This window comes from Vibrio sp. 2304, assembly GCF_033339475.1.
GTDB classification, from domain to species: domain Bacteria; phylum Pseudomonadota; class Gammaproteobacteria; order Enterobacterales; family Vibrionaceae; genus Vibrio; species Vibrio alginolyticus.
Genome location: NZ_JAWOUQ010000001.1, coordinates 187,777 through 200,673, shown reverse-complemented (window position 1 = coordinate 200,673; position 12,897 = coordinate 187,777). Strand labels below are relative to the sequence as shown.

The following is a 12,897-nucleotide window of genomic DNA, read 5'->3' as shown; positions in this document are numbered from 1 at the left end:
CGCCGCACTCATGAGCGCTCCAATAACGCTTCAAGATTGCGGGCAATTTCTTCCGCAGCCAACATGCCGCGATTTAACGACCACAGCTCAGGAGAGACCTCAACAAGTTGCTGTTTTTTCGCAGCGGTTAGCAGCTTAAATAATGGGTTTTTGCGCCACTCATCCACAATATTTGGTTGAGAGTAAAGTCCAACTAACAACCAATCAGGGTTGGTTTTTAGTAAAAGTTCGAAACTGGTTGGGATATACGCTTTTTGCTCAGATGGAGCCAGCGGGCTTTGGATGCCCAGCGTACTCAAAACGCCCCCAGCGTAAGAAACCGGGCTATGCAGCCACATCCCTTTGTCAGAAACCACACCAAACTGAATGGTTTCTTGTGTCGCAAAATGCTGTTTGAACTCTGCCATGGTCTGTTTGTGCTGCTCGATTCGTTGCGTCATTTGCGCTTGCTTGCCAATCGCCACGCCGATTTTGTGTGCAGATTCGAGGTTTTCTTGATATGTCTCACCACGACTTTTTAATAGCAAAGTTGGCGCAATTCGCTGCAAATCTTGATAAATAGCGCGATGACGTTCGGCATCGGCAATGATCATATCAGGCTTGAGCACCGCGATCGCCTCTAAACTCGGTTGTGAACGCATGCCGACCGATTGCCAAGGTTCAATCTTGGCGCGAACAGCAGGGATGACTCGTGTGACATCGTTGTCATCGGCAACGCCTACCGGTGAGACATCGACGGCCGCCAGAGCGTCCACAAACGAAAACTCCAAAACCACAATACGTTGAGGTATCGCTTCTAGCTCAAAAGTGCCTTGCTCATCTTGCACGCTGCGCACCTGAGCACTTGCGGAAAATGACATAAAAACTGAGCTCAACAGCATCAGCAAAACGGTTGAAAAGTGTTTGATCGTAAATTGTTTTTTATTTTTCATCTTGCTTTTTTCCAGTGCTAAGAGTTTTCCATTACCTAAGATCGGCAAAGTCGCCAAGGTAAATTGGCGACTTTTCTTTTCAAACTCGGTGAACGAAACGCTTAAAACTGATAGTTCAGATCCAGTGTGTAAGAGCGTCCCGGAGCTGGGTACCGACCAACTGGGCTTGTATCAATCCCGCGGAAGTAATACTCCTCGTCAAACAAGTTGTTCACCGCAACATTCATGCGTAACTTGCCTTTGTCGTCTTTGTATAAATCCGTCCCCAAATTGAAATTCCACACCATGTAAGATGGTACTTTACCCGTTGCGCCTGTTGCATCTTCGGCACTGGTGTTGGCGTTATCGGTATACGAGTCACTGAAGTAGAAGCCCGATAGCGTGGTGTCCATGCCGTAAAATGCGTAGGTTGCATCCCAACCAAGCTGATGCTTAGAGGTGTAAGGCAGTTGATTACCTTTATTCGCGCCTTCTTCTTCAAGCGTAGCGTCGAGGTAGTTGTAACTTGCGCCCAAGCTCAGAGCAGGTAGAACTTCAGGCACGTAACGAGCAGAAAGCTCTAAACCTTGGTGAAGTGTTTTTCCGATGTTATCGAAGGTCTGCGTTGAGCTTTGCCATTGCAGTTGGTCTTCAAAATCGATGCGATAAAGTGCAGCGTTAAAACTGGTCGCATCTTGGGTGTAACGCGCGCCGACTTCGTAGTTCCAAGCCAGTTCGCTCCCTTCTTCACCCAAGCCTCGGATGTAGGCAATTTGTGGCGCACGAAGTGATTTTTGCGCGTTCGCATACGTCACCCACTGATCAGTTAAGTTGTATGCCACCGTCAAACCTGGCAACCATTCCGTCACGGTGTTGTCTGCTGTTTGTTTTTTACCACGATCGGTAAACGTCATTCGAACCGACTCAACACGCAACCCAGGCGTTACCTTCAATGTATCATTGAACAAACCAATTTCGTTGCTAACGTATCCAGCAAACGCGTCCGTATCTAAATGCCAATCACGCGGAACGCTGGTTGCACCACCGGCGATTGGAGTCTGAGTGAGTTTGTAGTCGATGTCTTCGTTAACATAACGGGTACCCACGATCCAGTTTTGAGTAACGGATTTACCTTCGCCAAAGTACATCGCCATTTTTGGCTCTATACCATACACGGTAAATTCACGTGGAGAGGTACGAACGTCCGTCGCTGGCAAAGCCGGATCAGCCCAATGGCCACCCGCGCTGTTAAAGCCCCACTTGAAAAGACGCTCTGACTTATGGCCAAACGTTAGCACTTCTAGCTCAGCACTGTCGGCAAATGGCAAATCGTGGATGTACTTAACACTCCAGCGTGTCGACTTACCTTCATAATCATCGTAAGGACGTTTCGATTGGTGACGATCTTGTTCGTAGTCTTGTGGCGAAAGTGCGCCCGGCATTTGCGTTTCAGCATCGTAACGTTGCAGGAATGCTTGAATCTCTTGAGTGTCACTCAATAGCCACTGTGCTTTAGCTTGAAAGTTCTTCACGTCCGTATCGGAATGTTCACGGAAGCTTTCACCTTTTAGGAAGTTACCTTCCAACTGCAGTGCAAACGTGTCGCTTAACCAGCCGCCCGTGCGCAGGTAAAAATCATTCAGCGGCGCATCACCGCCATCAAACACGGTAAGGCGGTTACTGATTTCAGTTTGCCACGTGTGTGGAATCGGTTTGGTCACTAAGTTGATCACACCACCGACGTTGTTTGGGCCGTACTGTACTGCGGCACCACCGCGTACAATGTCAATACGATCAAGCATCGACAGTGTTGCTGGGAAGATAGACTGACCAGTGTGACCATATGGCGCAAGTGTTAGCGGTACACCATCCATCAAGAACTGAGCATGACCACTACGGCTTGCTTTCAAACCACGTACGGAAATGTTAGGCAATACGCCCGTTCCGCTTTCATCCTGAACTTTAATACCCGGCACGCGCTGTAGCGCGTTATCAATCGAGCCTGCGGCGGTTTTCTCGATTTGATCGCGGGTAATGACGGTACGAGCACCTGGGTACTCTTTGACGTCTTCAATTTCAGATTTACCAATCACGCTACCAGTGACAACGACGGTTTCCATCGCGGTAGTTTGTTCTTTTTTAGCAGGAGCGGCAACCGCGCTCATGGATGTGGCAGAAGCGATTGCAATCGCAAGCACACTGTAAGTGGTAGACAAACCAGCACGTACACGCACTTTACCATCCAAATTCTGGTAAGACATTAAGATCTCCTTTGCGAGAAATTGAGCCTCGGGCAGAATACATCCCGTAGGCTCTCGGGGCTAAACATCCTCAATATGAGGAAAAAATCGGCTAACAGGCGCTAACTACGCACAAAAAGCCTAGAACTGATATCCGTAGCTGAGCATGAACTCGGCTGGTGCGCCGTAGCCAATCTGGTTTAAGCCAGACGTGCCGTTTGTTGCGCCAAGAATGTATTTCTCATCCAAAATGTTGTAAGCGTTCGCTTGGATTTTATGACGACCAGTGGTGTACGCCGCCATCAAATCCACCGTTGTGTAATCGCCAAGTGCGACAGCTTCGTCGTTACCTGCGTAACGGTCGCCCACGTACTTCACACCACCGCCTAAACGCCAGTTGTCATCCAATTGGTAAGTGCTCCAAAGAGAGAACAAGTGGTCTGATACATCGTTCGGCTTTTTGCCTGTGGCTTTGTCTTCCGCGTCCAAGTAGCTGTAACCCACAGAGATGTCCCACTGTTTGGTGATTTGACCGCGAGCCTCTAATTCAATACCTTGGTGACGCACTTCAATTTTATCGATCACATCGCCGTCCACGTTAGTTTGTGGTTGCTCTTGATCAATCTGGAACAGTGCCGCATTCAACATTAATGCGTTATCCAAAAGGTACGCTTTCGCACCCACCTCTTTTAAGTCGGTGTGGAAGAATTCCGCCAATTTTGGATTGATGTAGATACCAGCGTACGGTAACTGCCAAGAGCGCGCTAAACTGGCGTATACGGATGTGTCGGAATTGATGCGGTATACCAAACCAGCACGGTAGCTGACTTTGTCATCATCCAATTTTTCCTTATCTGAGCCCGCTTTTTGTTGTTCGAGTTCCATCGAGTCGTAACGCACGTTACCGATCAAAGAAAGGTCACCCCACGTATAGACGTCTTGCACATACAAACCTGTCGTGGTGGTGGTATTGTCACGAAATGGCTTAAAGCCCGGATCAGGCGTTGGACCAACGACTGGGTCGTAGATATTTTGCGGAGGAAGCGTTTTGTCACTTGCCAACGTTAGGTCGATATCGATCTGGTTGAAATCTGCACCCACCATCAATTGATTGTCCCTGGTTTCCCAAACCAACTCAGATTGTAAAGTGGTCGTAGTACGTGGATCGTAACCAAAGTTGTTGACGGTTTGAGACACTTCATTACCCGTCACTTTGCCCTGACGCGTGCCTTTTTGCTCAAGTTCGATATGGTTGAATGCCGCTCGGTTGTTCCATACCCATTGATCATTCAGACGCCATTCGTAATCCACCGCAATACGGAGACTGTCTGACTCCTGATAGTCGTTTGTGCCGCCAAAGTAAGTGCTTACTGGCAAATCAACTGGCTTGCCATTTTTTGATGGCACACCACGATACGGCACTAGTTCTTGATGGGCGTATTCCACGTCAATATCAATGGTGTGACCTTCCGCTGGTAACACACGAATGGTCGGTGCAATGAAGAAATCGTTTGAATCAACATGATCAACGTACGAGTTGGCTTGACGGTATTCCAAGTTAATACGCCCGTTGACCTTATCTGTAAACGCCATTGAGCTGTCGACCTGACCAACATACTGGTTGTTGCTGCCAACACTACCGTTTACGTGAGTAAAATTCTCACCGTTAGCGCGTTTCGTCACCAAGTTGATGATGCCTCCAGCCGAACCGCGGCCATACAAAGCACCCGCAGGGCCTTTCACAATTTCAACGCGTTCAATGTTCGCTAAGCTGCGGTAAGACTGCAACGTACCGTCATCTCGCAAGCCATCACGGTACATATCGTTGAGTGAATCAAAACCACGGATCATGAACTGATCGCGGCTGCCTTCGCCCAAGGTGTTATTGACCCCGGCTACCCCATCTAGCGCATCCACTAAACGCACCGCGCCTCGGTCTTGCATTTCTGTTTTCGTTAGTACGGATACCGCTTGTGGCACATCAAGCCATTCCACATCGGTTTTGGTGCCTGATTGGGGCATGTGTTCAGCATAACCTTCGTACTGATGACCGAAGACTTGAATCGTTTCAGTTGCTGATGGGGTTGAGTTCGTCTCTTCTGAAGCCACTGCGCTTGGTGCTACTAATGAAGAACCAATCGCGACCGCCAAGGGGGTCAGGGTCAATAATTTATTCATTCCATAATTCCGTTTAGTTGTTATAAAGCCAACGGATGGAAATAAGAACAAATATTATTTCTATTTGCAATATTAATTTTATGCTCTATATTTATTTACCCTAAAAACACAACTAACAACAAAAAAAACCAAATATCATAACAATAAACACTAAAACTTCTGCCCTCCGTCTCGAGAGAGGCACATTGGAAGACGACCGTGAGCGACTTTATCAACGTTAGAAGAAAATGTTAGAAAATTAGGAAAGCTCATGAAATCTACGATGATTATCGTAAGTCATGTCGTTAATGATGCAGTCACTCACGGCTTTGTGCCTGCAGCTAAAGCGATGGACCTTCACGTCGTTCTTATCACCGACCATAAGCTCAGCCATTTAGAGTTGGCGAGTCGTGATAGTCACTTTAATCCGGATACCATTCTAGAATGTGATGTCTTCAACCCATTAGAACTCATCGAAACCATCACGGAGCATGAATTAAAGCCAGACGCTATTTTCAGCAATAGTGATCACTTACAAACTTCCACCGCCATCTGCGCGCAATTTTTTGGCCTCCCATCCAAAGATTGGTCTGTCACGTTAAAGGCCAAAAACAAACACTTAACTCGACAAGTGTTAAATGAAAAATCCTTACCCAACACACAAAGCTGTTTGCTGCATCGCCATTCGAATGTGGCATTAGGCATGGCCTTCCCTGTCGTAGCAAAACCCAAAGAAGGCGTGGCAAGTATAGATGTACAGCGCTGTGACTCCCAAAGCGAGCTCGATGCTTACTGCGAGGCGTTTTGGCAAAAGCACCCAAACGCCGCCATTCTGGTGGAGCAGTTTCTTCAAGGACCGTTGGTTACGCTCGAAACTTTAGGAGACGGTAACCAACTTATCGCCGTGGGCGGTTTTGATGTGTCGCTCTCTGAGCCGCCTTACTTTATCGAAACCGCCGCAGACTGGAACGGACCAAACGGCATTGCTCACCGAGAAGCTTGCTTGGCTCAACTGAAAGCGTTCGGCGTTGGTTTTGGAGTTTGCCACAGCGAATTTATCATCACGGAAAACGGCCCAGTTCTGGTGGAAATCAACTACCGCAGTATTGGAGATGGCCGCGAATTCTTGCTCAACAATCTCGCTCACTTCGGCTGGTTTAGCACGATTTTGGGTCTGCATCTGGGTCGAAGATTGGACGGCGATTACCAAATTCATGGGTCAGCGCACGTGCACTACGTAGTTGCGGGACACAGTGGTGTGATTGACGGAGGTTCGACGTCGTTCATCCAACACGATGACGATATCATCACCCAGCAACAGGTACTAAAAACCGCTGGAGAACACTTCCAACAGAGTTATTCCAATAAGGATTATCTCGCCCGAATTTCGATTGTCTCACCATCAGGGCGAAACCTCGACCAAGCGCTGCAGAACGCGCTTAGCAATTTCGATCTCGCTCCGACTCGTGAGGTGGCAGCATGAATGACAACGCTTTGTATCTAACGCAACGATTGATCGACACTTGCTTGCGCGAAGACATGTTTGGCATTTTGTCGAAGGCCAAGTTCAGTAGAGACGCGCCAAAAGGGGTAATTGTTCCTCAAGACGAGCAAGTCTGGCTGATATTTGCCAACTCTGATTTCACGTTGTATTTACCTGTTGCGCCAACGTATTACATGCAGCACTGGCGCTACGGTCACGCCAATGACGAAACACCACCAGGTTGGTGGGTGGAGAAAAATGGCCAAATCGAGCATCAACAGCATTACAAAGAGTGGATTGCGCTACTAACGACACTGGCGGATGAGAGCTCTCACGAGTTGCTGGCGGGATACCTTCAAGAACTGGAATGTGCAGAGAAACACAAAGCGCTGTGTGACCAAGCGTTTCATCATCACGCAGACCACATTTCTCAACCAATATCCGAGCTTGGTTCTTGGCATCAAAAACTGCTGCTAGCCGACCAGATCGCTTCTTACCTTGACCATCCGTACTATCCAACTGCGCGGGCGAAGTTTGGTCTGAGCGATAAAGACCTTGCTAAGTACGCGCCCGAGTTTGCACCAAGCTTTGCTCTGCATTGGATTGCGATTGAAAAATCACTGGTGACATTAACCAGCGAACAACCTGATTGCTGGCCAACCATGGAGCAAGTTGGGCTTCCTGCTGATTTTGCACTGAGCCACGTACTGTTCCCTGCGCATCCGCTCACCCTGCGATCTTTAGAAGCCTTACCCGAAGGTATGATAGAAGCGCCTTTAACGTATCTAGACGTGACGCCGACGCTTTCCGTTCGTACGGTGGTCGTGAACGACGCACCGCACATTCACATCAAGGTTCCGCTGATCATGCGATCGCTAGGCACAAAAAATATTCGCTTAATCAAGCCTTCAACACTGTATGACGGCCACTGGTTTGAACGCCTACTCAGCCACCTTGAACAAACGGACGCCGACTTAAACAGTCGCTTGTTCCATTGCAACGAAAAACACGGTGGACACGTCGGCGAGGATAAAACCTTCGCGTACATCGTACGTGAGTACCCACTTACTCATTGCGAAGACAAAGCGTTAGTTCCGGTTGCAGCACTGGCAAGCCCAATGCCTGACGACCGCTTGTTCTTAGAACACTTGGCAGAGCAGTACTATCAACAAGATACGCTGGCGTGGTTCAAAGATTATGTCGACCTATTATGCCAAGTGCACCTCACCTTGTGGCTTCGTTATGGCATTGCATTGGAGTCCAACCAGCAAAACGCCATCGTTGCTTTTGATCAACAGGGCAAAATGACGCTCGCGATGAAAGACAACGACGCGGCGCGAATTTGGCCAGAGCGCTTCCACTTTGCAACAGAGCATGCAGCCCAAAAACACGGCGCAAAACTACTTCCAGTGGATTGCGATGAACTGCTCGATCAACGCATCAAAGTCGACAATGAATTGGCGCTCGGTCAGATGTTTACCACCATCACATTACAATTGGATATCGCAGCGATTGTAGAAGCCATGGCTACAAAGGGCATTGCCTCTTCAACATCGCTTTACGCCATCGTGGCCAAAAGCATTGCTGAGCAACTCAACCGATTGGAAGGCGAAGGGTTAGAAACAAAACTGGCACGCGAGTTACTGCAAGAGGCGCCTGATTTGTACGCCAAGTACTTGTTGAGCTCTGGCAGTTTGCTCTCGAAAGAAGCCTCCGGCGCGAGTGACATCAATAAGTTCTATGGTTTGTCGGCCCCGAACTTCTTGCTGCTTTCTAGCGAAGAAGCGCAGCGCGCCTACTTAGAAGCCATCAAAAAAAGCGTACGTTAAACGATTATGACCAAACTCATCTACAGTGTGTTGTTGTGCCACTTTATCGCTGCGTTTGCCGCGTTAGGTATGCCGCTATTTCTACCCGTCGTGTTGCCAACATTAGGCGCAAGCATTGATGCGGACTGGGCAGGGGTATTGTTTATCCTACCTACGTTTTGTACTGCGTTGGCGGCGCGATTTTGGGGCAACTTTGCCGATCGCTACGGTCGCCGCCGCTCACTCTTGCGTGCGCAACTTGGCCTTGCAGCAGGTTTTGCGCTGTGCGGCTTGGCAGACAACCTCGCCATGTTTGTGTTTGGTCTTATTGTTCAAGGAACCTTTGGCGGCACCATGGCCGCCTCGAACAGCTACTTATCTAGTCAAATTAAAGAAGCCAAAACACTCGGCAAGTCACTCAATAAAACCCAGCTATCTGCTCGCTTGGCGCTGATCGTTGCGCCCATTGGGCTCGGCTGGAGCTTGTCCGAAACCGACCCACTCAACGCGTACCTGTGGTTATGCGTTTTGCCTTTAATTGCTATGGGCATCACGCTAACACTGCCTGCGGATAAACCCGCCGAACGAAACCTCGAAAAGCCAAACTCAGAATCTCAGCAAGAAAAACCGGTTGCACAGAAAAACGCAATGCATGCCATTCGCTGGATCTTCTTTGCTCAGTTCGGGTTTGCGTTTTCCATGGTGGTGACCTTTCCTTATTTCTCGCCGTTTGTGCAGCAATATGGCATCACTCACCACGCATGGATCGGTTTTTTGTACGCACTGCCGCATGGCGTCTATCTGTTGCTGGCAGGCAAAATCCACGTGTTGTCAGATGGGCTGAATCGCCATCAACCGCTGCGCACGTTGTGGCTCGGGTTTGCATTGCTTGCCGTGAGCTCTGCCTTGCATTTGATTGCGTCCGAAACCGCACTCATTGCTGCGAGAATTATCTTTGGCATCGCGATGGTGTGTTGTTATCACGGATTGCATCAGCATCTTGCGAGCAATCTGGATCGCAAACTCAGTGGCAAAGTATTTTCTCGCTTTGATGCCATGTCCAAATGGGGTGGCGTGGCGGCGGGATTTTGCGCTTCTTTCATTTCTAGCTTGGGGCTACTTGAGGTTCCTTTCCTACTTTCTGCGATAGTCAGCGTAATCACCTTGATCGCGCTGGTTCTCCATTCAAAATTTGGAAATCAACATGTTACAAACTCAATCCTCTCAGACTAGCGAGTTGCGCGCGCATGATGTGCAGCTCAATCGGGAGAAGGCCCAACTCAACACGATAATGGGTGTTCTTAATTGTTACTTACGTGAATTTGCGCTACCGAATCAACAAGTGGAATGGCACTACCAATCGACATCGCTACCCCAAACGTTAAAACGCAACTATTCCGCCAAGCAGCGGGTAGCCGTTCATCTTTCTCAACAAAATGGCGTGCTGGTTTTGCCGATTCACTACGCGAGCAAACTGGGCAAAATCAAATTGGCAGAACTGCCGTGGGCGAAAATGCCGGGATCTGGTTGGGCGAAATTGGATGCCACGCAAACTCTTACGCTTTTGCTTAACTATCTCAAGCAGGTGTTGGCGATCCCGTTTAACCATGAGCTGATCGAACAACTAGAAAATAGCGTGCTGGTTACCGAGCAGTTTCTCAACGTCGCGCCCAAATCGCATCACAACGAGTTTATCGCTTCGGAACAGTCTCTGATTTGGGGGCATACTTTCCATCCGACCCCGAAAAGTCGTTCGGGCGTCACCATGGATGATCTCTTGGCGTTTTCTCCAGAAGTCGGCGCGCAAGTCCCGTTGTACTGGTTTGAAGTGGATACGTCCTTACTTGATGTGCTGAGTTCCGACGGAGAAGCTAACCCTGCTCAGCACATGCTACAACAGCTCGCGCCACAACACGCCACCAGCAATGGGAAGACCCTCTACCCTTGCCATCCTTGGGAAAGCTACACCATTTTGAGCAACCCAAGCGTGAAGCGTGCCATTGAACAAGGCAAGATCACGCCACTGGGTTTAGGTGGTGAAAAGATGCAGCCGACCTCTTCAGTTCGTACCCTCTACCACCCAGATATGGATTGGTTTGCGAAATTCTCCATCAACGTACGATTAACCAATTGCGTGCGCAAAAACGCGTGGTACGAACTCGACAGCGCCGTGCAGCTCACGTCGATTCTTAAACCAATTAGAGAAAACGAGCAGCTGCACAACCCCGTATTTAAAGTGATGACTGAGCCTTACGCCACCACGTTGAATCTAGAAAGTGTCGCTGAGCACAACTGGGACGACAACACCAAAGCGCGCGAATCGTTTGGGATTTTATACCGCGAAAATTTCTCGCTGAGCGAAGTCGACATCTTAAAACCAACCCTCGCTGGCGCTCTGTTTGCTTACGACAAAAACGGCAACAGTTGCATTGCTCAACGCCTTAAAAACAAAGCGCGTACTACGCAAAATCGCTATTCCGACATCGCGACACTGTGGTTTGAGCGCTATTTGCATTGCCTAATTCCGGGCGTGTTTAATTACTACTTCAAACACGGGGTGGCGTTTGAGCCGCATTTGCAAAACACCTTGATTGGCTTTGAGCAAGAGATGCCGTGTTGTGTTTGGATTCGTGATTTGGAAGGCACTAAATTACTGCCAGAGTTCTGGCCAGCAGAAACATTAACTGATTTGTCTGAACGCGCGCGACAATCGGTTTACTACAGTCGCGAACAAGGCTGGAATCGCATCGGATACTGCACCTTTATCAACAACATCAGCGAAGCGATTTTCTTCATCGCAGAAGGTGATGAGCCACTAGAGCAAACGCTGTGGAATGCGGTGCAAAGTGCCATTGTGCGTTGGCAGTCAGTGAATGGAAAACAGCCGGAACTAGAAGCGTTGCAGAATGGCGGTCACTTCCCAAGCAAAAATAATTTCACCACGCGTTTGATGCAAAAAGCCGATAAGGAGTCGGGCTATACCCAAGTCGCTGCGCCTTGGCAGCAACACGAAAAAGGAGCGCAACATGTCTAATTCACTCTCTCTACCGACACGCGTTAGCCAGCAAATTCACACGCTCGCACAGCAGCAAAATCAACCCTTGTGCGCGTACTTGTATGATCTAAACGCCTTAGAAGAACACATCAAACAAATGCGCCACGTTTTGCCGAAAAATGTCGAGCTATTTTACGCAGCCAAAGCCAATCCATCAGGCCCGATTCTTAAAACGCTCGCGCCGTATGTCGATGGTTTTGAAGCGGCATCTGGTGGGGAGTTGGCACACCTCCACCAGCAACAACTCGATAAGCCATTGATCTTCGGCGGCCCAGGAAAAATGCCAATTGAATTGCAACAAGCGATTGAGCTGGATGTCGATGCGATTCATGTCGAAAGCCTCACCGAGCTAAAGCGCATTGGAGCACTAACCGAGCGCCTCAACCGCCCTGCTTCGATCTTTTTGCGTATGAACATTAATATCGGCGACATCACGCTCAGCAAGTTGGCGATGGGCGGCAAGCCGACCCCTTTTGGTTTTGACGAGTCCGAGCTGAGCAATACTTTGATGTTGCTGCGCGATTTCCCGCAAGTGTCACTCAAAGGCTTCCATTTTCACTTGATGTCGCATCAGCTCGATGTTGAACGTCACTTAGCGTTAATGCAGCGCTATTTCCAAGTCGTGAAAGCGTGGCAACAAGAGTTTGAACTCGGTGAGCTGATGATCAACTTGGGTGGAGGCATGGGGATTAACTACCAAAACCCTGAGCAACACTTTCCGTGGATGGAGTTTTGCGACAAGTTGGAATTCCTCATCGCCAAAGAGCAAGTGCAAGATTGGACACTGCGTTTTGAATGCGGACGTTTCATCACGGCGGCATGCGGTTATTACGTGATGGAAGTACTGGATATTAAGCAAAATCTTGGCGAAAACTTTGTCATCGCGCGCGGAGGAACTCACCACTTCCGCACGCCAGCGGCGCAGAGCCATGATCATCCATTCGTCATCCTGAAAAGCGAGCAACACCATGAGATTTCTCATCCAATTCAGCATGCACAAGCGACCTTTGTCGGCCAGCTTTGTACGCCCAAAGATGTGCTGGCACGCAATCAACACGTCGCCCACGTCGATATTGGTGATTACGTTGTGTTTACCTTAGCGGGCGCCTATGCGTGGAACATCTCCCATCAAAACTTCTTGATGCATGAACCGCCGATCTTCCACTATTTTTAAACGGCATACTTCGCTTTACTCAGCCCCAATCATTGGGGCTTTTTTATTCCACTCGGCACAAATTAATTG

Annotated in this window: 8 protein-coding genes; 5 read left to right on the top strand and 3 right to left on the bottom strand. The window is 48.9% G+C overall.

Annotated elements, in window-relative coordinates; all coding sequences use genetic code 11:
- Positions 1-8: 8 nt before the first annotated feature.
- From R7P64_RS00935 to R7P64_RS00925, 3 genes are all read right to left on the bottom strand, one after another.
- Positions 9-932, bottom strand: a complete 924-nt coding sequence (locus R7P64_RS00935) for a Fe(3+) dicitrate ABC transporter substrate-binding protein FecB (protein ID WP_248525458.1) — start codon at positions 930-932, stop codon at positions 9-11.
- Positions 933-1,033: 101 nt separating this feature from the next.
- Entirely contained in the window at positions 1,034-3,172 is a 2,139-nt protein-coding gene (gene pvuA, locus R7P64_RS00930) for a TonB-dependent siderophore vibrioferrin receptor PvuA (protein ID WP_017634503.1), read from the bottom strand.
- Between the two features lie 120 nt (positions 3,173-3,292).
- Positions 3,293-5,329 carry a TonB-dependent siderophore receptor gene (locus R7P64_RS00925; protein WP_318123047.1) on the bottom strand — a complete coding sequence of 679 codons (2,037 nt, stop codon included), beginning with the start codon at positions 5,327-5,329 and terminating at the stop codon, positions 3,293-3,295.
- Between the two features lie 250 nt (positions 5,330-5,579).
- Between R7P64_RS00925 and R7P64_RS00920 the strand changes: the two genes are divergently transcribed.
- The 5 genes from R7P64_RS00920 to R7P64_RS00900 are packed head-to-tail and all read left to right on the top strand — an operon-like array spanning position 5,580 to position 12,828.
- Entirely contained in the window at positions 5,580-6,791 is a 1,212-nt protein-coding gene (locus R7P64_RS00920; RefSeq protein WP_151515255.1) for an ATP-grasp domain-containing protein, read from the top strand.
- Positions 6,788-8,620, top strand: a complete 1,833-nt coding sequence (locus R7P64_RS00915; protein WP_318123043.1) for an IucA/IucC family protein — start codon at positions 6,788-6,790, stop codon at positions 8,618-8,620. The genes R7P64_RS00920 and R7P64_RS00915 overlap by 4 nt, the downstream gene beginning before the upstream one ends.
- 6 nt (positions 8,621-8,626) lie before the next feature.
- Positions 8,627-9,832: an MFS transporter gene (locus R7P64_RS00910; RefSeq protein WP_318118613.1), complete on the top strand. Its 1,206-nt coding sequence runs from the start codon at positions 8,627-8,629 to the stop codon at positions 9,830-9,832.
- Positions 9,804-11,633, top strand: a complete 1,830-nt coding sequence (locus tag R7P64_RS00905; RefSeq protein ID WP_213866672.1) for an IucA/IucC family protein — start codon at positions 9,804-9,806, stop codon at positions 11,631-11,633. The genes R7P64_RS00910 and R7P64_RS00905 overlap by 29 nt, the downstream gene beginning before the upstream one ends.
- Positions 11,626-12,828: a type III PLP-dependent enzyme gene (locus R7P64_RS00900; RefSeq protein ID WP_085569437.1), complete on the top strand. Its 1,203-nt coding sequence runs from the start codon at positions 11,626-11,628 to the stop codon at positions 12,826-12,828. The genes R7P64_RS00905 and R7P64_RS00900 overlap by 8 nt, the downstream gene beginning before the upstream one ends.
- Positions 12,829-12,897: the final 69 nt, after the last annotated feature.